This window comes from Fusicatenibacter faecihominis (assembly GCF_020686945.1).
Lineage (GTDB): Bacteria > Bacillota > Clostridia > Lachnospirales > Lachnospiraceae > Limivivens > Limivivens faecihominis.
Genome location: NZ_JAJEPR010000013.1, coordinates 15263 through 39144 on the forward strand (window position 1 = coordinate 15263; position 23882 = coordinate 39144).

Genomic DNA, 23882 nt, shown 5'->3' on the forward strand with positions numbered 1-23882 from the left:
TGAAAAATAAAATGCGTTACACTGAGTTAGAAACAACTAACAAAAACCTGCACGGCCAGGAAGAGGGAGGATAAGATGTTTCTGGAAATACATGAGTTACGAAAGAGCTTTGGAGCGGGAGAAAACAGGACGGAAGTCCTGAAAGGACTGGATTTTTCTGTGGAAAAAGGCGAGATCTGCGTGCTTCTGGGACCCTCCGGTTCCGGTAAATCCACACTTCTGAATATCATCGGCGGTATTGACGAGGCCGACGGCGGCTATATCAGCATCGATGGGGAAAAGATGGAAGAGATGAAGGAGAAGGCGCTGACGGAGTACCGTCGGAGACACTTAGGGTACGTCTTCCAGATGTATAACCTGATCCCCAACCTGAATGTAAAGGAAAATATTGAGGTGGGCGCTTATTTGAGCGACAGGCCTCTGGACATCGACGAGCTGCTTCACACGCTGGGGCTCTATGAGCACCGTCATAAGCTGCCAAACCAGCTCTCCGGCGGCCAGCAGCAGCGGACCAGTATCGGCCGTGCCATCGTGAAAAATCCGGATATCCTGCTCTGCGACGAGCCCACGGGAGCTCTGGATTACCATACCTCCAAGGAGATCTTAAAGCTCATTGAGGATGTGAATCAGAAATACGGAAACACGGTCATCATGGTCACGCACAACGACGCCATCAAAAATATGGCGGACCGCGTGGTGAAGCTCCGTGACGGTCAGATCCGGAAAAACTATGTGAACGAGACAAAGATTGCCGCCGGCGATTTGGAATGGTGAGGCGGTTATGAAAAAGAAGATGAGAAATCCGCTCTGGAAGCGCCTCCCGCGAGAACTTGTGGGAGATATCGGAAAATATCTGGTGATCTTTCTTTTCATGACGGCCACAATCGGCTTCGTCTCCGGCTTTCTGGTGGCGGATGAGAGCATGCTGGAAGCCTATGACGAGAGCTTTGAGAAATACAGGATCGAGAACGGAAACTTCACGCTGGATAGTCAGGCTACGGAGGAAAAACTGGAGGAGCTGGAACAGGAAGGGGTGACGATCTACGAGAACTTCTACCTGGATGAACCGGTGGATGTGGATCTGGATGGAACCTCAGACGGCACCATGCGTATCTTCAAAAAACGGGAAGAAGTGAACCTGGTCTGCCTGATGAAGGGCACATTTCCGGAGACGGCCGACGAGATCGCCATCGACCGGATGTATGCGGACAATAACTCCCTTGCGGTGGGAGACACCATCACAGTAGGAGGAAAAGAGCTGAAAATCACAGGACTGGTGGCTCTTTCCGATTACAGTGCTCTGTTCTCCGATCCGGGAGATCTGATGTTTGACTCGGTAAAATTCGGCGTGTCCGTGCTGACACCCGAGGGCTTCGCAGCTTTCTCTGATACCCATATGAAATACTGCTATTCCTGGCTTTATGAGAAGGAACCGGCGGACGATACGGAAGAGAAAGAGATGGCCGATGATTTTCTGGAGGTTCTGGCAGCAAAGGCCGATATCAGCGGCTATCTGCCCGGATATCTGAATCAGGCCATCCGTTTCACCGGGGATGATATGGGCGGCGACAAAGCGATGGTGGAGGTTCTACTCTATATCTTGATCGCGATCATGGCCTTCGTTTTTGCCGTGACCACCAACAACACGATCCAGAAGGAAGCCGCTGTCATCGGAACCCTCCGGGCCTCCGGTTATACGAGGAGGGAGCTTCTGCTTCACTATATTTCCCTGCCGATTCTGGTGACGATCCTGGCGGCAGTGATCGGAAATATTCTGGGCTATACGGTATTCAAAGGGATTGTGGCAGACATGTATTACGGAAGCTACAGCCTTCCGACCTATGAGACCCGCTGGAATGCGGAGGCCTTTTATCTGACAACCCTTGTTCCGTTTGTGATCATGGCCATCATCAATGTGGTTCTGATCCGCGGAAAACTGAAAATTTCCCCTCTCCGTTTCCTGAGAAAGGATCTGGGAAGCACCCGGCGGAGCAAGGCTGTGCGTCTTCCGAACTTTAAATTTTTCAACCGGTTCCGCATCCGTATTCTGATTCAGAACCGGGCCAGCTATCTGACCCTTTTCATCGGCATTGTGTTTGCCAACATTCTGCTTCTTTTCGGTATGATGATGAGCCCGCTCCTTTCTCATTACCAGGAGGAGACCATCAACAACATGCTGGCAAAATACCAGTATATCTTAAGTGTTCCCGATGAACTGGATGTGGAGGAAAATTCCCTTCTGGGCATGGTGCAGAAGCTTCTGATGCCTTCCCTTGAGACGGAGAATGAAAATGCGGAAAAGTTCTGTATGGAATCTCTGAAAATGATCCCGGAAAAAGAGGGGAAAGACGGGGAAAGCATTACGATTTACGGCATCGAGCCGGACAGTAAGTATGTGGAAGCTGATTTTTCAGGCCTTTCGGAAAAAGGTGTGCTCTTAAGTGACGGTTTCCAGCAGAAATATGGCATTAAAACCGGCGACACGATCTCGCTGAAGGAACCCTATGGAAGCAAGACCTATGAGTTTCAGGTGGGTGGTTTCTATGATTATCCGGGCGCGTTGGCTTTCTTTATGCCGGCTGAGAATTTCCGGAGGCTTTTCGGTAAGAAAGAGGCCTACTTTAACGGGTACTTCTCTGATGAGGAACTGACAGACCTCGACGATGATTATGTGACCACCACGATCACTCAGGATGATCTGACGAAGGTTTCCCGCCAGCTGGATGTTTCCATGGGAGAGATGTTCCAGCTCTTCAACGTGTTCTCGCTGATCCTCTTTGCCCTGCTGATTTACCTGCTGACCAAGCTCATCATCGAGAAAAATGCCTCCTCGATCTCCATGGTCAAAATCCTGGGCTACAAAAACAGGGAGATCGTGAGCCTTTACCTGGTGAGCACCACCTGGGTTGTGATCTTTTCCGTGCTTGCGAGCTTCTTCTTCGCCACAGAGCTCATCAAAGATATATATATATTTATGATGTCAGAGTACAGCGGCTGGCTGACCCTCTACATCGAGCCGAGTATTTATGGAAAAATGTTTGCGCTTGGCATGCTGGTCTACGCTCTCGTGGCCGTCCTGCAGTTCCGGAGCATCAAGAAGATTCCGATGGATGAAGCACTGAAGAATGTGGAATGAATTGCAAAATAAAAGTTGACAAATCAAACAGATAAGTCTATAATATACATAACAAGGGAGCTGGAAGGTGACTGCATCTCACCTAATCCGGCGTTAATAGTTAAAAAATAGCCGTTGATCTCGCTACAGATTAGGACGGCTATTTTTTATGTGCGTATGTAAGTATGGCTAAGGGTTAAGCGGATATTCGAAATCCGCTTCGCTACTTGCTCATAACCAAATAACTGCAGAACAGTTATTTGGTTAAATTAGCGATGATTAAAATAATCATAAGTGTCTCGTAATCGCTCATAAACTTCACCTCCTCCATAAGGTGTCCGGATTAGGTAAAGAGCACGTCCCCCAGCTCCCTGGGTAAATGTATTATTTTGAATATGCAATGTAAAATTTTGTGTTTATAATATCATACAGGATAAAAATAATCAATGGATTTTTGGGGAAGAAGGATAGACTTTTGCTGTAAAAAGCAAGTAGTATATGATAGAATATATCTGTTATGATAGATCGAAAAAAGCAACAGGAGGATAAATTATGAGACAGATCACACTTGGAAGCACAGGGATCACGGTGCCCCAGAACGCTTTTGGCGCGCTGCCAATCCAGCGGGTAAGTACGGAAATGGCAGTGAAGCTGCTCCGCCGGGCCTATGAGGGGGGCATGCGTTTCTTTGACACGGCGAGAGCCTACAGCGACAGCGAAGTGAAAGTGGGCGAGGCCTTCGACGGCATGAGGGAAAAAGTTTTTATCGCCACGAAGACCGGCGCAAAGACACCGGAAGAGGTACGGGCCCAGGTAGAAACTTCCCTGAAAAATCTTCGGACAGACTACATCGATATCTATCAGTTCCACTGTGCGGATCAGTGCTATCGCCCGGGGGACGGCACGGGAATGTATGAGTGCATGGAAGAGCTGAAAAAAGAAGGAAAAATCCGCCACATCGGCATCACGGCCCATAAGCTCTACATCGCCGAGGAGGCTGTGGAGTCAGGTCTTTACGAGACCCTGCAGTACCCCTTCAGCTACCTTTCTTCTGAGAAAGAGATCGCCCTTGTGAAAAAATGCAAAGAGGCAAACATGGGCTTTATCGCGATGAAAGGACTGGCAGGAGGCCTCATCAACCGTTCCGAGGCAGCCATGGCTTTCATGTCCCAGTTTGACAATGCCCTTCCGATCTGGGGCATCCAGAAAGAAAAAGAACTGGAAGAGTGGCTGAGTTATATGGCTGAGACACCGACCATGAATGAAGAGCTGACCGCTTATATCGAGAAAGAGCAGAAAGAGCTCACCGGCGAGTTCTGCCGCGGCTGCGGTTACTGCATGCCCTGCCCCGCAGGCATCATGATTAACCAGTGCGCGAGAATGTCTCTGATGCTGAGAAGAGCACCTTCCAAGGCCTGGCTGACACCCCAGATGCAGGCAGAGATGAAGAAGATCGAAGTCTGTCTTCACTGCAACCAGTGTATGAAAAAATGTCCCTACGAGCTCAATACACCGGAGCTTCTGAAGAAAAACTATGAAGATTACAAGAAAGTGCTGGCCGGAGAAGTGAAGGTCCAGTAAAGATACGGAGGAGATTATGAGTCTGGCAGTTGTAACTTTAAAAAAAGGCGAAGGCCGCACCCTGAAAGCGGGCGGAGCCTGGGTTTTTGACAACGAGATCGCAAACATTCTCGGTTCCTATGAAAACGGAGATATCGTTCTGGTGCATGATTTTGACGGTTATCCCATGGGACGCGGCTTTATCAATGAACATTCCAAAATCCGGATTCGTATGATGACCCGTCATCAGGACCAGGAGATCGACGAGGCTTTTTTACGGATGCGGGTAAAAGACGCCTGGGAATATCGGAAAAAGACCGTGGACACTTCAAGCTGCCGCCTGATTTTCGGTGAGGCAGATTTCCTGCCGGGATTTGTGGTGGACAAGTTTTCCGATGTGATCGTGGTTCAGTCCCTGGCGTTGGGTATTGACCGGATGAAAGAGAACCTGGTGCGCCTCATCAAGGAAGTGCTGGCGGAGGACGGCGTGATCATCCGCGGCGTCTACGAGCGAAGCGATGCCAAAGAGCGCGAAAAAGAAGGTATGGAGAAGCGAAAAGGTTTCATCGGACCGGAGTTTGACACCGAGGTGGAGATTGTGGAAAACGGCGTCCGCTACGAGGTGGATGTCAAAGACGGCCAGAAGACCGGCTTCTTCCTGGATCAGAAATACAACCGTCTGGCTATCCAGCGCCTGGCGAAAGACGCGAAGGTGCTGGACTGCTTTACCCATACCGGTTCCTTTGCCCTGAATGCAGGCCTTGCCGGGGCAAAAGAGGTGCTGGGCGTGGATGCTTCCGAGCTGGGCGTTCATCAGGCGGAGAAAAACGCGGCCCTTAACGGCCTTTCCGATAAGGTGAAATTCCTCTGTGCCGATGTGTTTGACCTGCTTCCGAAGCTGGAGGCCGAGGGCGAGAAGTACGATCTGGTGATCCTGGATCCGCCCGCCTTCACGAAGTCCAGAAGCTCCGTGAAAAACGCCATCAAGGGCTACCGTGAGATCAATCTGCGCGGCATGAAGCTGGTAAAGGATGGCGGTTATCTGGCTACATGTTCCTGCTCTCACTTTATGAGCTATGAGCTCTTTACGGAGATGCTCCGTCAGGCGGCAAAAAGTGTCCATGTGCGTCTCCGCCAGGTGGAATATCGTACCCAGGCACCGGATCATCCCATCCTCTGGGCTGCGGATGAATCCTATTATTTAAAATTTTATATCTTCCAGGTGGTGCATGAGAAATAAGAACCATGTGGATCAATTCACCATCGTGGGATTTGATAAGAAGAACAGTTCGAACATAGGTATCGGCTGTTCTTTTTTTTCGAGCGTTAAAAGGGTGATGTTTTTCTTGTGTACAGTGGAACATGAGAGTATAATAAAATCAATATTTTTTCATAAATATAAAGAGATGATCAGCAAAGCAGGCGAAAGTCTGTGACGCAAAGCTACAGGGCCTGTAAAATGGCAGCCAGTTGCATGAAAGGATATGCACTGTCTGTTTGGCAGTGTTTTTTTATGGTAGAATGCTCGAATAAGTAATACAGAAGTATTTACTTCATTTGTACAGGCAGACAATTCTGCACGTTCCAATTATAGAGGGACAGGTCTTGGAATGGCAATCGTAAAAAATATGTGGATCTGATGGGCGGCAGCATTGAGGTGGAAAGCCAACCTGGAAAAGGAACCGTATTTACGGTTATGCTGATATATAAAAAGGCTTTTGATGCAGGCATGGATGGACACATTGCAAAACCGATTGATATCGAAAAGCTGGAAGAGGTCATTCTTTCTGTATTGAATAAACAGGAAACCTCACAGATCAGGAAGAACAACAGCAGGAATGGATCATAAGAGGGAATGAATGAACAGAAAGACAGAAAAACGGATAAGAAAAACAGACAGGAAAAAAAGATTCTATTTGAGCATTTTAGCATTTGTCATGCTGCTTTTTGTACCGGTTTTTGTTTATGCGTCGGAAATAAAAAGTGACGGGAAAACAACTCAGGCAATGGAGGAAGAAAATAAAACCGTGAGAGTCGGGTATTTCCCATATGCCAATTTTCAGGAAGGTGGTTTCGGGGAACATAAGCAGGGAGCCGGCTATGAGTATCTCCAGAAATTTCCTACATAACCGGCTGGAAGTATGAATATGTCTATGCTTCCTTTAAAGAGTGTCTGGATATGCTGGCAGATGGAGAAATCCCCCTGCTTATAGCAGAACAGGTACGGACGGAAGAGAATGAAAAGTTAAGGAAAGATATGGATTTACATGGCCTGCATGTTCTTTTGGCAGAGGACAATGATTTAAATGCAGAGATAGCGATCGCCCTATTGGAAGAAAAAGGGATGATTGTAACCAGGGCTGCCGATGGGAAAGCTGCCCTGACACAGTTTTGTAATACAGCTCCGGGGACGTTTGACCTGATTTTGATGGATATTATGATGCCGGAAATGAATGGGTATGAAACGACAAAAGCAATCAGAAATCTGCCGGACCGTCCGGATGGAAAAGAGATCCCCATTATTGCAATGACAGCAAATGCATTTACAGAGGATGTACAGGCCGCTTTGAATGCCGGAATGGATGACCATGTGGTGAAGCCGGTTGATATGAGTATTTTAATATCTGCCATCACAAAATATATCGGACGATGATTTTTTTGTTGTGCATAGTGGAGTGTGGAAGTATAATGAAATCGGTTTTTGGATAACCGTTCAGAACATCAGCGAATGAAGCGAGAGCGCATTGCGCAGACCTGTGGCCTGTTGTTTTGAACGGCCTGAACAGTTACCATTTACAGAAATATTAAACAGCAGCAGGAATGGAAGGAAAATGAAAGGAAAAAGAATGATCGCAGGCATTCTGCTTGCAGGAATTTTAGCTGGCACCCTGACAGGATGCAAAAACACGGATGTCAGTAAAAAAGAAACAGAAAAGCCTGTCATTACGCTCGGCAGCGACAGCTATCCCCCATACAATTATCTGAATGAGGATGGCATATCGACGGGCATAGACGTAGAACTGGCCACAGAAGCTTTCAGAAGAATGGGCTATCAGGTGGACGTTGTCCAGATCAACTGGGAGAAGAAAAAAGAACTGGTGGAGAGCGGAGAGATCGATTGTATCATGGGCTGTTTTTCCATGGAAGGGCGCCTTGACGATTACCGCTGGGCCGGACCGTACATAGCAAGCCGCCAGGTAGTAGCCGTAAATGAGAACAGTGATATTTATAAGCTGAGTGACCTGGAGGGAAAGAACCTTGCCGTCCAGTCCACAACCAAACCGGAAGGCATCTTTCTGAAGCGGACGGATGAAAGGATTCCCAAACTTGGCAATCTGATCAGTCTTGGACACAGGGAACTGATCTATACGTTTCTGGGGAAAGGATATGTGGATGCAGCTGCCGCGCATGAGGAATCTGTTGTCCAGTATATGAAGGATTATGATACAAGCTTCCGTATCCTGGAAGAACCTCTGATGATCGTTGGGATAGGAGTTGCTTTTGCAAAAGAGGATGACAGAGGAATCTGTGAGCAGATGGATCAGACCCTGGAAGAAATGCGTCAGGATGGCACCTCCCTGAAAATCATTGAAAAATATCTGGATGATCCCCAGAAGTATCTGGAGGTGGATGATCTTGGCTATTAAGAGAAAAACAAAAGAAAAACGGATCCAGGTGGTCGGTGGTCTGCTTGGGATCCTTGTGGCTGCAGTCTCTCTGTTTTATTTTTTCCATACGGAAAAGGCGGAAGCAGAGAAACGGATGGTGGAGATTGTAAACTATGTCAAAGTGCAGTGCTCCACTTACACCCATTATAATGAATCTTCGGAATCCAAAAGTCTCCTCCGTGCGATTGAAAGTGCCAGACAGATGAGTACAAATATTAAGATGGAAACAGAAAACGGCGGTCAGCTGAGCCGGGAGTTCCTGAAAGAAAATCTGCAGACTCTATGGGTGGACGGTATCCTTGTACTGGATACCGAAGGAAAGACGGACTGTGAATACAGTATGGATGAATCCCTGACCAGTGAGATCACGGAGTATCTGCAAAAAGACATCATCATGGATTTTACCGGATATGAAGAAAGAAGCTATTCGGAACGGTTTACCAGAGAAGACGGTTCACAAATCGACATTGCAGCCTGTGCCAGAAAAGATGCACCGGGTATCGTAGCGATCTACTATTACACATCTCCCGAATTTGCCAGAAACTATACCCTGACGATACAGGGGCTTTTAAAGGGTTACAATATCCAGAAAGACGGAACGATTATTGTTGCAGACAATGGGATCATTGTTGCCAGCAATGATGAGAAACTGCTGAGGCAGGATACAGCCGGCAACGAGGTCATTCAAGCAATGAAAAAGCATACAGACAGTCAGCACATTTATCATTTGAAGAATGAAGGAACCGGATGCTACGGGATCATGCTGAAGCAGCGTGATTATTATATCTATGCGTATCTTCCGAATACGGAAGTATTCTATAACCTTCCATTAAGCGTGGCAGGTGTCATTTCTCTTTATGTGCTGATATTCGGTATATTCTGGTTCTGTATATCCAGAACCAATCTGGAACATCAGAAGCAGGAACTGGAAAAAGAGGAAAAATATAAAGCAGAACTTCTGATAGCGGCAAAAAAAGCAGAAGCAGCCAACGAGGCAAAAACCGAGTTCCTTCAACGGATGAGCCATGATATCCGGACTCCGATCAATGGGATCTGCGGCATGCTCGATGTGGCAGACCATTATGCAGACGATATGGAGAAACAGATGGAATGCAGGGCAAAGATCAAAGAGGCATCCTATCTGTTACTGGAACTGGTAAACGAAGTCCTGGATATGAGTAAACTGGAGTCGGATGAAGTGATCCTGGAAGAAATTCCGTTTAATCTGAACTGCATTTCCAAAGAAGTGTTTGTTGTGATCGAACAGATTGCCGCAGAACAGAATATCCGGATCGTGTGGGAGAAAAAAGAAATCATACACCGGGATCTGATCGGAAGCCCGGGGCATGTGAAACGGGTGATGATGAATATCTTGTCGAATGCGGTGAAATATAACAGAGCAAACGGACAGATCTATATCAGCTGCAGGGAAATTCCATCCGAACAGCCGGGAATGACGACAATGGAATTTGTCTGCCGGGATACCGGGATCGGGATGACAGAAGAGTTTCAGAAACATATTTTTGAACCATTTGCACAGGAAGATGCCGGAAGCCGCACAAAATTTGCCGGAACAGGACTGGGAATGGCGATTTCAAAGAATCTGGTCGAGAAAATGGGTGGAACGATCACCTTTGAAAGTAAAGAAGGTACAGGGACTACCTTTGTGATCCGTGTCCCGTTCCGGATCGATACAGACAGGAGCGGCAGACCGGAAACCGGAGAAAAAACAGAAGTTTCTATCCGGGGACTGCATATTCTTCTGGCAGAAGATAATGAGCTGAATATGGAAATCGCAGAATTTCTGCTCCAGAATGAGGGAGCTGTCGTGACCAAAGCATGGAATGGCCAGGAAGCAGTTGAGATATTCGAAAAAAGCGGATCTGGTGAGTTTGATGTCATTCTTATGGATATCATGATGCCGGTCATGAATGGGTATGAAGCTGCAAAGCGGATCCGTTCTCTGGACAGAGAAGATGCACAGGTAATTCCGATCATTGCAATGACAGCAAATGCGTTCGTGGAGGACAGAATGAAGGCAAAAGAAGCAGGAATGAATGAGCATATTGGAAAACCGGTTGATGGAAAATTATTGGTAAAGGTCATTCATGAACTGGTGGAATAGAAGGAAACAATTTCGGAAGGGAGATTGTAATGAAAGAGAAAAAATGGCACAGAGTTTTGGCGGTATTTTTCGTGATGGTGACGGTCCTGTCACTTCTGTCAGGCTGTGGCGGGAAGAGCGCGGAAAAAGAAGATGCCGAAACGATCACGGTGTATTTATGGAGTACAAGCCTGTATGACAAATATGCACCATACATCCAGGAACAGCTTCCGGATATCAATGTGGAATTTGTAGTAGGCAATAATGATCTGGATTTCTACCGGTTTCTGAATGAAAACGGAGGGCTGCCGGATATCATAACCTGCTGCAGGTTTTCCCTGCATGATGCCAGTCCGCTGAAAGACAGCCTGATGGATCTTTCCACAACCAATGCGGCCGGTGCTGTCTATGATACTTACCTCAACAATTTTAAGAACGAGGATGGCAGCGTAAACTGGCTTCCGGTGTGTGCGGATGCTCATGGATTTATAGTGAACAAGGATCTTTTTGAAAAGTATGAGATTCCTCTGCCGACCGACTATGAAAGCTTTGTTTCTGCCTGCCAGGCGTTTGAAAAAGTGGGGATCCGTGGCTATACCGCAGACTATTATTATGATTATACCTGTATGGAAACCCTGCAGGGGTTATCTGCGTCAGAACTGTCTTCTGTAGACGGACGCAAGTGGCGCACGACTTACAGTGACCCGGATCATACAAAGAGAGAAGGTCTGGACAGTAACGTCTGGCCGGAAGCTTTTGAACGTATGGAGCAGTTTATCCAGGATACCGGCCTGAGCCGGAACGATCTGGATCTGAATTATGATGATGTGGTTGAGATGTACGGAAGTGGTAAGCTTGCTATGTACTTCGGCAGTTCTTTCAGTGTAAAAATGTTTCAGGATCAGGGCATCAACACAACCTTTCTGCCATTCTTCCAGGAGAACGGTGAAAAGTGGCTGATGACTACGCCATATTTTCAGGTGGCCTTAAACCGTGACCTGGCACAGGATGAGACACGCCGGAAGAAAGCAATGAAGGTGCTGGACACCATGCTTTCAGAGGATGCACAGAGCCGGATCATTTCTGACGGGCAGGATCTGTTGAGTTACAGCCAGGATGTGGATCTTAAGCTTACGGAATATCTGAAAGATGTGAAACCGGTGATCGAAGAAAACCATATGTATATACGCATTGCATCAAATGATTTTTTCTCTGTTTCCAGGGATGTGGTTTCCAGGATGATCTCAGGAGAATACGATGCAGCGCAGGCTTACCAGTCATTTAACACGCAGCTTCTTGAGGAAGAAGCTACTTCTGAGAATATCGTATTGGATTCACAGAAGTCCTATTCCAACCGCTTCCATAGCAGTGGAGGCAATGCAGCTTATTCGGTTATGGCAAATACGCTGCGCAGCATTTACGGGTCGGATGTGCTGATCGCAACCGGAAACAGCTTTACGGGAAATGTGCTGAAGGCCGGTTATACGGAAAAACAGGCGGGTAATATGATCATGCCAAACAGTCTTTCCGCTTACATCAGCAAGATGAGCGGGGCGGAACTGAAGGAGACGGTCAGAAACTTTGTGGAAGGCTACCAGGGAGGCTTCATCCCCTTTAATCGTGGTTCTCTGCCTGTAGTCAGTGGCATTTCTGTGGAGATTAAGGAAACAGAGGATGGTTATATATTAAAGAAAGTCAAAAAAGATGGAAAAACTGTTCAGGACAAAGATACTTTTACAGTAACCTGCCTGGCGATACCAAAACACATGGAAGCCTATCCGGCAGATGATACTGTGGTATTTGATGGAGCGGATACCACCGTAAAAAATACCTGGACAGGATATGTTTCAGATGGTGATGCCGTTCTTGCAGAGCCTGAAGACTATATAACTCTGAGGTGAGAAGAATGGACAGTAAAAAGCATAATGCAAAAAGAAAGAAGCGTGTTGTGAGGAAACGGGTAAGGATAGCTGTCTTTATTGCTTTCTTCATTGGAATTATTTTGTCTGTTTTCCAATATTTCAGATTTGTGTCGAAAACGGTTTATGAAGAAAGTGTTTCTCATCTGACGGAGATTTTTCACCAGTCTGATCATATGTTAAAGGAACTGACAGATAAGAACCTGACTTATCTTCATATGTGGGGAGAGTATCTAAAGAGCACTTCCGGTGAAAGCGAAATCCGTGATTATATAGAGAAAGCACAGGAAGATGCAGGTTTTTTAAATTTCTATTTTCTGTCAGCCGATGGCAACTATAAGATGGTGACAGGGGAAAACGGGTATCTCGGGTTACAGGAAAATATGGAAGAAGAGATCCGGCAGGGGAATGATGTGATCACAAATGTAGCGGTTCCCGGAAAATCCCAGATGCTTGTTTTTGCCACTCCAAGGGCTCATGGAAGCTATCAGGGCTTTGAATATGATGCGATCGCGATCGCCTATGAGAACTCTGATATCATAAAGGTACTGGATATCTCTGTTTTCAATGGAAATGCCCAGAGTTATGTTGTTCATCCGGACGGCCGTGTTGTGGTCGATCATTCTTCTGAGTCATGGGGGAAGGTATATAATTTCTTTGGCATTCTGAGAGAGCATTCCAATATGTCTGAAGAAGAGATCCTTTCCATTTCGGAGAAGTTTAATGCCGGACATACCGATGCGATGCTGGTAAATCTGGATGGAAGAAACTATTATCTGGTCTATGAAAAATCAGATATTCAGGACTGGATATTCTTAGGGCTTGTAAAGGCGGATATCGTCAATGCCAGTATGAACCGCCTGCAGCTTAGCACGATGCTCCTTGCCAGTGTGGTCGTGCTCTGTATCGCCGCCTTCCTGATCAGCCTGATCATTCAAAAAAGCAGGATAAACCTTAAGAAAAAGGATAGCGAGATCCTGTATCGGGATGAGCTGTTTCAAAAGCTGTCGATGAATGTGGATGATGTTTTCCTGATGCTGGATGCCAGAACCTATCAGACAGATTACGTCAGTCCGAATGTGGAAAAACTGCTTGGTATTACAGTAGAACAGATCCGGAAAGATATTTGTGTTCTGGAAAAACTGAATCCCGGTGACTCTGAAGATCCGGAGAAGAATTATCTGGAGGGGATCCGGGTAGATGAACAGCAGGAATGGGATTTTGAATATGTTCACCAGAAAACCGGGGAACAACGATGGTTTCATAACATTGCCATGGGCAGTGAAGTAAACGGAAAAAAGAAATACATCCTGGTTCTGTCGGATCGTACCTCTGACAAAAAAATGAATCAGGCACTTTCCGAGGCAGTTCATGCTGCGGAGACAGCAAACCGGGCAAAGAGTACCTTCCTTTCCAACATGTCTCATGATATCCGGACGCCAATGAATGCGATCATCGGCTTTACGACACTGGCTGTAAGCAATATTGATGATATAAAAAAGGTACGGGATTATCTGGGTAAGATCCTTTCGTCCAGTAATCATCTGCTCTCACTGATCAACGATATCCTGGACATGAGCCGTATTGAAAGTGGAAAGATCAATCTGGAAGAAACGGAGGTCAGTCTGTCGGATGTGCTTCATGATCTGAAGACGATCGTCAGTGGACAGATTCATGCGAAGCAGCTGGAGCTTTATATAGATGCCATGGATGTGACGAATGAGGATGTCTATTGTGATAAGACGCGGCTGAACCAGGTGCTGCTGAATCTTTTGTCCAATGCGGTCAAGTTTACTCCGGCAGGAGGAACGGTTTCTGTCCGGCTGAAACAGTATCCGGGTACAAAGAGCGGCTGTGAACGGTATGAGATCCGGGTAAAGGATAACGGAATCGGCATGAGTCCGGAATTTGTACAGAAGATCTTTTCTCCTTTTGAACGGGAGCGGACTTCCACTGTCAGCAGGACCCAGGGGACAGGGCTTGGCATGGCCATTACCAAGAACATCGTGGATATGATGGGCGGAACCATTGAAGTTCAGACGGAACAGGGCAAAGGCACCGAATTTATTGTCCGTCTGCCGTTCCGCGTCCAGCCTGAGAACCATCGTGTAGAGAAGATCGCAGAGCTGGAAGGCCTTAAGGCACTGGTGGTAGACGATGATTTCAATACCTGTGACAGTGTGACGAAGATGCTCGTAAAGGTCGGAATGCGTTCCGAATGGACACTTTCCGGTAAAGAGGCTGTTCTCCGTGCACGGCAGTCGATGGAACTCGGGGATGCCTTTCATGCGTATATCATCGACTGGCGTCTGCCGGATATGAATGGTATTGAAGTCACCCGTCAGATCCGCAGTCTTGGCGACGATACACCGATCATTATCCTGACTGCTTATGACTGGTCAGATATCGAAGTGGAAGCCAGAGCAGCAGGGGTAACTGCATTTTGCGCAAAACCTCTGTTTATGTCAGATATCAGAGAGACTTTGATGGCTGCTATCGGTCAGAAACAGGCCGAGGCAGAGCATCCGATCCTTCCGGCGGCAGGCTCGGATTTCAGAGGAAGGCATATATTGCTTGTGGAAGACAATGAGCTGAACAGTGAAATAGCAGTGGAGATCCTGAATGAATACGGCTTTCTGGTTGATACCGCAGAAAATGGAGCAGAGGCAGTGGAGAAGGTTCAGCATTCGAAACCGGGCGATTATGATCTGGTACTGATGGATGTGCAGATGCCGGTCATGAACGGATACGAAGCCACAAAGCAGATTCGTGCACTGGAGAATCCGGCTCTGGCGGGAATCACCATCCTTGCCATGACTGCCAATGCTTTTGACGAAGACAGAAAGAAAGCGCTGGAATGTGGTATGGATGGATTTTTATCCAAGCCGATCATTATGGAAGAACTGATCGGTACCTTACAGAAGAATCTGGAACATGGGACAGGAACATCAGAAAAACCACGCGGATAAGGGAAACAGAAAAAGGAACAAAAGGCAGAAACTACTGATTCGAACAGCAATGGAAATGATTCTGAGAAGTTGTGGAGAAAAGAACAATGTACAAAATTAGAGAAAGATCAGCCGTATTATGTATAGCGATATTCATGGTTTTGGGAATGTGGGGGATGTTATCAGCACACTGCCTGGCTGTTGAAACAAATAACGATGAAACACAGCCGCAGACCATCCGTATCGGTTCCTTTGAGGATACTTTCGATTATGTTGATCAAAACGGTGTCAGACGAGGCTATGGCTACGAACTTTTACAGGCTTTGGCAGGTTATACCGGATGGAAATTCGAGTATGTGAAATGTGACTGGTCCAACTGTTTTGATAAGCTTGAAAATGGCGAGATCGATATCATGGGTGATGTCTCTTACACCGATGAACGTGCGGAAAAGATGCTTTTTTCAGAGGAACCGATGGGTGAGGAAAAATATATTCTTTATGCGGATTTGTCAAATATGGACATTGAGATATCGGATTTCGAGTTCCTGGACGGGAAACGTGTAGGCGTGCTCTTAGGTACAGAGCCTGAAATCATGCTGACAGAGTGGGAAAACAGGAATGGGATACAGACAGAGCATGTAAATGTGTATAATAATGATGATGTCGAAAAGAAATTAGCAAATCATGAGATCGATGCTTTTGTATCTCTGGAGGAATCCTTCTGGTCTGAACAGGGAATCTCATCCGTTACCACGATTGGCAAATCAGGCATCTATTTTGCGATAAATAAAGAGCGCAGTGATATCAAGGAGGAGTTGGATCATGCGATGCGCCAGTTGGATCAGGACAGTCCTTTTTTCAAGGCAGATCTGTATAAGAAGTATTTTACACTTGATTACAAGCAGAGTCTTACTGGCAAAGAAAAGTCCTGGGTAGAGGAGCATGGTGGTATCCGGATCGGATTTTTGGACAATGATCCGGCAATCTTTTCCATGAGTGAAGAGACGGGAGAACTTACCGGTATGCTGGCAGAATATTTTTCCTATGCCAAAGACTGTCTGGGGAATCAGATACTGGAATTTCATGTGCAGGCATATGATGATTATGACGAAATGCTTCAGACTTTGCAGGATCGTGAAATTGACATGATTTTTTATGTCGGCAGAAATCCTAATCTTGCAGAAAAGAATGGCTATGCACTTACCAATACAGCCTGGACCTACAGCCTGATGGCGGTAACAGATGAAGAATATTTCAATGAGGACGAGGTGTATAGCGTAGCTGTGCCAAAGGAAAAAGAAGCCTTAAAACAGCATATTGCGTTCAGTTATCCCCAATGGAAGCTGGTAGATTATGAATCATTTGCGGATGCGGCAGATATGATCCTGAATGGAGAAGCAGACTGTTTTCTCATGGGAACCAGCCAGGCACTGAAATATGATAACAAACGAAATTTCAAAAGTGTACCACTTACAAAAACAATGGAAGCATGCTTTGCCGTCAAAGGCGGAGAGACCACTTTTTTATCGATACTGAATAAAACCTTAAAGGCCATGCCGTCTGATATGCTTACCAGTGCACTTGCTATCTATGACAGTACGGCAGATAAGGTGACACTTTCAGACTTTGTAAAAGACAATCTGGCTGTTGTTTTTGTCACTGCGGGATTATCTATGATCAGCATCCTTGGCATGATCCTTATACTTTTAAGAAAGGCAAGAAAAGCAGAAGCTGCCGCAAAGCTTGCAGCGAATGATACACAAAAGCTCAATGACAAGCTGGAGATCGCTTTGAAAAAAGCAGAGGATGCCAGTCTCGCAAAGACCCGTTTCCTTAACAATATGTCGCATGACATCCGTACTCCCATGAATGTGATCCTGGGCTATGCACAGCTTATGGAGGATGAACTGAAAGGAAAAGAGCTGCCGGAAGCTTCTGAACATCTGAAGAAGCTGCAGCAGGCTGGAAACCTTCTTCTGTCGATCATAAACAATGTGCTTGACATGGCCCGGATCGAGAGTGGAAGGATGGAGATTGATGAGAACTGTACCCGGATCGAGGATATCCGGCAGACTTTGTTTGAAATATTTGAGGATGAAGCAAAGAAAAAGAAGATTGCACTTCGTTGCACGGTAAACGTAGAGCATGAGCATATACTGACAGATATTACCAAGGTAAAGGAAATATTTGTCAATATCCTGAGCAATGCTATAAAATACACTCCGACCGGTGGCTCTGTTATGGTAAACATAGAGGAATTACCCTGCGATGAGCCGGGATACATGAGCGTGAGGACCAGGGTGAGCGATACCGGGATCGGTATGAGTCAGGATTATCAGACAAAGATTTTCGAAGCCTTCACACGTGAGCAGAATACCACAAAGAGCAAGATCGCAGGAACCGGACTGGGCATGTCGATCGTCAGGAAATATGTGGATCTGCTTGGCGGAACCATAGAGGTAGAGAGTGAGCCCGGGAAGGGCAGCACCTTTACTGTCACACTGAAACACAGGATAGCGGATGAAAGCTATTATGTAAAAAAGCACATGGAAGAGTCTGGAACAGGCAGAGAAATCCTTGAAGGCAGGAAGATCCTTCTGGCAGAAGACAATGATCTGAATGCAGAGATCGCGGAAGCAATCCTTGGGCGTGCCGGCATTGAAACAGAACGTGTGGAGGATGGCCTTCAGTGTGTAAAACGGATAACGGAAATGCCGGCGGGAACATATGATATGATCCTCATGGATATCCAGATGCCCCAGATGGACGGTTATAAGGCAACACGGGTGATCAGAGACCTGCCAGATCCGGAGAAGGCCGGCATACCGATCGTTGCCATGACGGCAAATGCATTTGAAGAAGATAAGAGAGAGGCTGCTGCAGCCGGAATGAATGCCCACATAGCAAAGCCGATCCAGGTCGAACAGCTGCTCTCGACATTAGCGGAAATCATAAGGCAACAGGAATAAGGTCAAAGCCAAACCACCGGTTTAGCAGGTGGTTTGGCTTTTTTACTTTATAGGAAAGACCGCCTTCGGTGCTCTCTTGAATTGAAGTTCTTCCTCGCTCATGCGGCGAATGTCCCTGGAAGACATTCCTTCTGGTGGGTTATCCATGTATTTTTTGCGTAGTTTCTCGATATCTGGTTTCATGGCGTTTTTCTTTTGAAACTGCCAGGTAAAGATTTAAAAAAACAGGCGGAAACTTGCCGATCCTCTGTCGGATCAACGCAAGTGATGAGGTTGAGGGAGAACAAAGCGTACAAGACGCAGCAGCAGTAGCTGCATACCTGGAACAGGAATACGGTGTAAATGCTCTCCATGTAACCCGTGTGGTACACCTCCACGATGAATTTATGTGGGCGCCTGGCCTGGTCCATGGCGGTTTTAACGGGGATCTTGTAACAGAGATCAAACGTGCAGTTTCTGTTCCGGTGATCGCAGTTGGCCGTTTCACAGAGCCGCAGTACGCAGAACTTCTGGTAAAACAGGGACGGGCAGATCTGATCGCCTTTGGCCGTCAGAGTATTGCAGATCCGGATCTTCCAAATAAAGCACTCAATGGGCAGTTGGAAAGTCTGGCTCCCTTGATGAAATAATAATGAAAAAAGCTTCTCTTTTGGATATCATAATATCTGAAGGGAAGCTTTTTATATGACAAGATATGTATCATAATTGACAGAAGAAATAAGTCGAATTAAAATGAAAGATAAGATATGTTCCGCAGAGTATCTGCCGGAGCGGGAGTTGTCATAAAACCGTAACGGTTGTGACGCGTACCAAGAGAAGAAAGGATGGAAATTAAAAATGGATTTGAGAGAGCAGATGAACGGGATCCAGCACGTTGGAGTTCCAACAAATGATATGGAAACCACTGTTAAATTTTATGAAGCACTTGGATTCGAGGTGGCATTTCAGACGGTAAACGAAGCTGCCAATGAGAAGGTCACTTTTCTAAAACTGGGCAATCTTGTGATCGAGGCATATGAAAATAAGGCCGCAAAGCTGGAATCCGGTGCGATCGATCATGTAGCCATTGATGTGAAAAATATTGAGAAAGTGCATGAGATGGTTACTGCCGCAGGCCTGAACACCACCAGGGATGAGATCCATTTCCTGCCGTTCTGGGAGAATGGAGTAAAGTTCTTTACCATTGAAGGTCCGAATAAAGAAAAGGTCGAGTTCAGCCAGCATCTGTAGAGAAAATGCGCCTGTTGAATGTTCTGAAAAATGGTGTAAAATAAAAGAAGGTGAAAACTTGAAGAACGAGCTTTATCAAAGCTGTACGCTTTGTCCGAGAGAGTGTCATGCAGACCGCCTTTCCGGAAAAAAAGGAGCCTGCGGGGAAAATTCCGTGCTCCGTGTGGGAAGGGCAGCACTCCATATGTGGGAAGAACCCTGTATTTCCGGAACCAGAGGCTCCGGGACGGTATTTTTTTCCGGCTGTTCTCTGGGCTGCATTTTCTGTCAGAACCGGGAACTTTCTTATGGCGGTCTTGGAAAAGAGATCAGCGAAGAACGGCTTGCAGAGATTTTTCTGGAACTTCAGGAAAAAGGGGCGGCCAATATCAACCTGGTGACGGGAGAGCATTTTGTTCCCGGGATCCTGGAGGGGCTGACACTTGCAAAAGAACAGGGACTGACACTTCCGGTAGTCTATAATTCCAGCGGCTATGAAAAGCCGGAAACGATCCGTCTTCTGAAGGGTTCCGTAGATATCTGGCTTCCGGATTTTAAATACTGGGATGATGAACTGGGACTTCGTTTTTCCGGAGTACCGGATTACCGGGAACGGGCAATGAAGGCCATTGACGAGATGGTCTGTCAGACAGGGGCGTGCGTGTTTGATGAGGAAGGCTATCTCAGGAAAGGGGTCGTTGTCCGTCATCTTCTCTTGCCCGGGCATGTGAAAAATTCCAGAGAAGTGCTTCGTTATCTTCATGACACCTATGGAAACCGGATCTATATCAGCATTATGAGCCAGTATACGCCGCTTTCGAAGGACCTGCCCTTTGAGGAACTTAACCGGAAAGTGACCAGGCGGGAGTATGAGCGGCTTTTGGATTATGCCCTGGAACTGGGAATCGAAAATGGATTTTTCCAGGAAGGGGAAGCAGCAAAAGAGAGCTTTATCCCTGATTTCAACGGGGAAGGCGTCTGAAAAACAGAAAAACGAGGGGGGATTGGCATGTTTTCATTTGTAAAGAAAAAAGAAAATCAGGAACCGGAAAGACTTACCGCTTTTCTTGATGGAAAGGTCATTCCGATCGCAGAAGTGCCGGATCAGGTATTTTCCGCAGGGATCATGGGTGACGGCGTGGCGATCGAGCCGGAAAACCATGTGGTGACAGCACCGGCAGCAGCAGAAGTAACCGCAGTCATGGAAGATTCCAGACATGCGCTGGGGCTGAAATTTGCCAATGGCGTGGAGTGTCTGATCCATGTAGGTCTTGATACGGTCGATATGAAGGGGAAAGGTTTTCAGCTTCATGTAAGTCTGGGAGAAAAAGTGGAAAAAGGAGCGCCGCTCATCACCTTTTCACCGGAAGAGATCAAAAAGGCGGGTCATATGGCTCTGACGATCCTGGCAGTGACGGATGAAGCCGGGGTAAAGAAGATCCATTTTCACACGGGGATCCATGCAACGGCGGGAGAAACGGTGATCGCAGACTTTGAATAAAGGAAAGACTTCGGGAAACGGAACAGGAAAAGCGTTTTCCGGGGTCTTTTTTTGATACGATGCTTTCTGAAAAACTTATCTGGAGGAAGAAAAATGGAAAGTATGTTTCAAGAAATGGCAGAGCTCTGGCTGGGGAACATCCGCTGCCGGGATGAGGAACTTACCACCCGCTGCATAGAGAGCGGTGTGGACATCAAAGCATTGAGTGAGATCCTCGGTCATGCAAGCGTCAATATTACGCTGAACCGCTATGTCCATTCCTCGCCGGAAATGAAGAGACGGAATATGGAGAAGGTACGGCCTTTGTGCAGGTCTGACAAAGTGACGGAAGAAGTCTCCCCAATATTGGCAGATTAGTAGAAAAATACAATGATGGTGAAAAAAGACAGAGAAACCGGAATTTGGCAGTTGACAAGCAAAGAAAAGAATGTTAATTTTAGGAAAGATGTTTTAACTAAATATTTAGGAGGATGTATAATTATGAAAAAGCGTATCGTAGCAGTAATGTTGACCGCAATCATGGCAGTCGTTCCGATGGCAGCTTATGCTTCCGAGACCGAGACCGAGACTGAGACAGCAGCAGCGGAGACAGAGGGTGCCTCCGAAGCAGAAAGCGAGACTGAGAAAAAAGTAGATCTGACCGGCCTGACCATCGGCGTACAGCTGGGAACCACGGGAGATCTTTCCGTTACCGACGAGTACGGCGACGATGCAGTAGAGCGTTACAATAAAGGTTTTGAGGCCGTGCAGGCTCTGGTACAGGGCAAGATCGATGCCGTTGTCATCGACGAGCTTCCGGCTGAGGAGTTTGTAAAATCCGTTGACGGTCTGAAAATCCTGCAGAGTGCATACAGCCAGGAGGATTACGCCATCTGCTTTAAAAAGGACAATACAGACCTCTGCGACAAGGTAAACGAGGCCATCAAAGAGCTGAAAGACGAGGGAACCTTCGATCAGATCGCCAATTCCTACATCGGCGACAGCGCCGGAGAGAATTACTACGAGTCTCCGGAAGATGTTGACCGTTCCAACGGTACCCTGACCATGGCTACTAACGCAGAGTTCCCGCCCTATGAATATTATGAGAGTGAAGAGATCACCGGTCTCGATGTAGACTTCGCTCAGGCTATCTGTGATAAACTGGGTATGGAGCTTGAGGTTGAGGATATGGCTTTCGATTCCATCATCCCGGCAGTCAACAGCGGAAAAGCAGATATGGGTGTTGCAGGTATGACCGTAACTCCGGACCGTGAGAAAGAGGTTCTGTTCTCCGACAGCTACTACAGCTCCAAACAGGTTATCATCGTAAAGGAAGACTTCGAGGAGTAAGGTTTCACGAAATCTGATAAGAAAGCAGGCAGGGGAGCCGGAATGTACGGTTCCCCTGCTTTTGCAGTAAAAGGATGTGAGGTAAAATTATGGAATGGCTGCTTGGGCAGATTTATAGCAACTTTATTGAGGATCACCGGTGGCGTTACCTGACCAACGGCTTGAAGGTTACTTTGGAAGTCACCTTCTTTGCCGTGATCATCGGTATCGTCCTGGGTCTTCTGATCGCCGTTGTGCGGTCCACTTACGTCAAGACCGGCAAACTGAAGATTGCCAATTTCCTCTGCGGGCTCTATATCACCGTGATCCGTGGAACGCCGGTTGTGGTACAGCTTTTGATTATTTACTTTGTTGTGTTCGGTTCTGTGAAGATCGACAAGGTTCTGGTGGCTATCATGGCCTTCGGCCTGAACTCCGGCGCTTATGTGGCTGAGATCTTCCGTTCCGGTATCATGTCCATTGACAACGGACAGTTTGAGGCAGGAAGAAGCCTGGGCTTCAGCTACTGGAAGACGATGCTTTACATTATCATGCCCCAGGCCTTCAAGAACGTGCTTCCGGCTCTCGGAAACGAGTTCATCGTTCTCCTGAAAGAGACCTCCGTTGCCGGTTACATTGCCCTGGAGGATCTGACCAAGGGCGGCGATATCATCCGAAGCCGTACCTTCAGCGCATTTTTCCCGCTGATCACGGTAGCGCTGATTTATCTTATCATGGTGACGATCTTCACCAAACTGGTAGGTATTCTGGAAAGGAGGCTGCGTAACAGTGACCACTAACAAAGGAGAGGTCCTGATCCGGACCGAAAATCTGAAAAAAGTATTCCCGGGCGGCCTGCATGCCTTAAACGGGGTGAACCAGGAGATCCGAAAAGGTGAGGTAGTCGTTATTGTAGGTCCTTCCGGAAGTGGAAAATCCACGTTTCTCCGTTCTTTGAACCTTCTGGAGGTTCCCACAGAGGGCCATATCTATTTCGACGGTACGGACCTGACAGGAAAAAAAGTGGATCTGGACAAACACAGACAGCGTATGGGAATGGTGTTCCAGCACTTTAACCTGTTCCCGCATATGACGATCCTGAAAAATATGACGCTGGCGCCGATGAAGCTTCAGAAGCGCCCGAAGGAAGAAGTGGAAAAACAGGCCATGGAGCTTCTTCAGAGAGTCGGCCTGGCAGACCGGGCCAACGCTTATCCGAGCCAGCTGTCCGGTGGCCAGAAACAGCGTATCGCGATTGTCCGGGCGCTCTGCATGAACCCGGAGGTCATGCTTTTTGACGAGCCCACTTCCGCTCTGGACCCGGAGATGGTAGGCGAGGTCTTAACGGTTATGAAGGAACTGGCGAAAGAGCATATGACGATGGTGGTTGTCACTCATGAGATGGGCTTTGCCCGGGAGGTGGCAGACCGGGTGCTCTTCATGGCGGACGGCCAGGTACAGGAAGAGAACGATCCGGAAACCTTCTTCGAGCATCCGAAGAGCGAACGCCTCCAGACCTTCTTAAGCAAAATCATCAAATAATGACGAGAGGAGTTCCGATAAACGGGGCTCCTTTTCTTG

At 47.1% G+C, this 23882-nt stretch carries 19 protein-coding genes, 1 pseudogene and 1 riboswitch; all 20 genes and pseudogenes read left to right on the plus strand.

All coding sequences use genetic code 11. From position 1 onward, the window contains the following. Positions 1-75 precede the first annotated feature (75 nt). Positions 76-774 carry an ABC transporter ATP-binding protein gene (locus LKD71_RS09145; protein WP_227615168.1) on the plus strand — a complete coding sequence of 233 codons (699 nt, stop codon included), beginning with the start codon at positions 76-78 and terminating at the stop codon, positions 772-774. 7 nt (positions 775-781) lie between these two features. Then, complete coding sequence (locus tag LKD71_RS09150; RefSeq protein ID WP_331466427.1) at positions 782-3136, plus strand: ABC transporter permease; 2355 nt, start codon at positions 782-784, stop codon at positions 3134-3136. Positions 3137-3667: 531 nt separating this feature from the next. Continuing rightward, positions 3668-4696, plus strand: coding sequence for an aldo/keto reductase (locus tag LKD71_RS09155; RefSeq protein ID WP_227615169.1), 1029 nt, complete (start codon positions 3668-3670; stop codon positions 4694-4696). Between the two features lie 16 nt (positions 4697-4712). After that, entirely contained in the window at positions 4713-5915 is a 1203-nt protein-coding gene (locus tag LKD71_RS09160) for a class I SAM-dependent rRNA methyltransferase (RefSeq protein WP_227615170.1), read from the plus strand. Positions 5916-6077: 162 nt separating this feature from the next. Further along, positions 6078-6153: riboswitch (cyclic di-GMP riboswitch) on the plus strand. Between the two features lie 63 nt (positions 6154-6216). Next, positions 6217-6378 (plus strand): annotated as a pseudogene (locus tag LKD71_RS18685) (ATP-binding protein); the annotation flags it as partial. A 156-nt stretch (positions 6379-6534) separates the two neighbouring features. Then, positions 6535-6804, plus strand: coding sequence for a hypothetical protein (locus LKD71_RS09170; protein ID WP_227615172.1), 270 nt, complete (start codon positions 6535-6537; stop codon positions 6802-6804). Positions 6805-6854: 50 nt separating this feature from the next. Then, positions 6855-7328 carry a response regulator gene (locus LKD71_RS09175; RefSeq protein ID WP_227615173.1) on the plus strand — a complete coding sequence of 158 codons (474 nt, stop codon included), beginning with the start codon at positions 6855-6857 and terminating at the stop codon, positions 7326-7328. A 178-nt stretch (positions 7329-7506) separates the two neighbouring features. Beyond that, positions 7507-8322, plus strand: coding sequence for a substrate-binding periplasmic protein (locus LKD71_RS09180; RefSeq protein WP_227615174.1), 816 nt, complete (start codon positions 7507-7509; stop codon positions 8320-8322). Continuing rightward, the gene (locus LKD71_RS09185; RefSeq protein WP_227615175.1) at positions 8306-10468 is read left to right on the plus strand and encodes an ATP-binding protein; all 2163 of its coding nucleotides are present in this window, start codon (positions 8306-8308) and stop codon (positions 10466-10468) included. The genes LKD71_RS09180 and LKD71_RS09185 overlap by 17 nt, the downstream gene beginning before the upstream one ends. Positions 10469-10497: 29 nt before the next feature. Next, on the plus strand, positions 10498-12348 hold the full coding sequence (locus LKD71_RS09190) for an ABC transporter substrate-binding protein (RefSeq protein ID WP_227615176.1): 1851 nt from the start codon (positions 10498-10500) through the stop codon (positions 12346-12348). Between the two features lie 5 nt (positions 12349-12353). Beyond that, on the plus strand, positions 12354-15335 hold the full coding sequence (locus tag LKD71_RS09195; RefSeq protein ID WP_227615177.1) for a hybrid sensor histidine kinase/response regulator: 2982 nt from the start codon (positions 12354-12356) through the stop codon (positions 15333-15335). Positions 15336-15490: 155 nt separating this feature from the next. Further along, a complete protein-coding gene (locus LKD71_RS09200; protein ID WP_227615178.1) occupies positions 15491-18283 on the plus strand; it encodes an ATP-binding protein in 2793 nt (930 codons plus the stop codon). Between the two features lie 236 nt (positions 18284-18519). Beyond that, complete coding sequence (locus tag LKD71_RS09205) at positions 18520-18912, plus strand: oxidoreductase (protein WP_331466430.1); 393 nt, start codon at positions 18520-18522, stop codon at positions 18910-18912. A 208-nt stretch (positions 18913-19120) separates the two neighbouring features. Then, positions 19121-19513 carry a VOC family protein gene (locus LKD71_RS09210; protein WP_227615179.1) on the plus strand — a complete coding sequence of 131 codons (393 nt, stop codon included), beginning with the start codon at positions 19121-19123 and terminating at the stop codon, positions 19511-19513. A 58-nt stretch (positions 19514-19571) separates the two neighbouring features. Continuing rightward, entirely contained in the window at positions 19572-20474 is a 903-nt protein-coding gene (locus tag LKD71_RS09215; RefSeq protein ID WP_227615180.1) for a radical SAM protein, read from the plus strand. Between the two features lie 27 nt (positions 20475-20501). Then, positions 20502-20993, plus strand: coding sequence for a PTS sugar transporter subunit IIA (locus LKD71_RS09220; RefSeq protein WP_178046743.1), 492 nt, complete (start codon positions 20502-20504; stop codon positions 20991-20993). A 93-nt stretch (positions 20994-21086) separates the two neighbouring features. Continuing rightward, entirely contained in the window at positions 21087-21350 is a 264-nt protein-coding gene (locus tag LKD71_RS09225) for a tyrosine-type recombinase/integrase (RefSeq protein ID WP_227615181.1), read from the plus strand. A 123-nt stretch (positions 21351-21473) separates the two neighbouring features. After that, the gene (locus LKD71_RS09230; protein ID WP_227615182.1) at positions 21474-22322 is read left to right on the plus strand and encodes a transporter substrate-binding domain-containing protein; all 849 of its coding nucleotides are present in this window, start codon (positions 21474-21476) and stop codon (positions 22320-22322) included. An 89-nt stretch (positions 22323-22411) separates the two neighbouring features. Continuing rightward, positions 22412-23101, plus strand: coding sequence for an amino acid ABC transporter permease (locus LKD71_RS09235; RefSeq protein ID WP_227615183.1), 690 nt, complete (start codon positions 22412-22414; stop codon positions 23099-23101). Beyond that, positions 23091-23843: an amino acid ABC transporter ATP-binding protein gene (locus LKD71_RS09240; protein WP_331466431.1), complete on the plus strand. Its 753-nt coding sequence runs from the start codon at positions 23091-23093 to the stop codon at positions 23841-23843. Before LKD71_RS09235 ends, LKD71_RS09240 begins: the two co-directional genes overlap by 11 nt. Positions 23844-23882 lie beyond the last annotated feature (39 nt).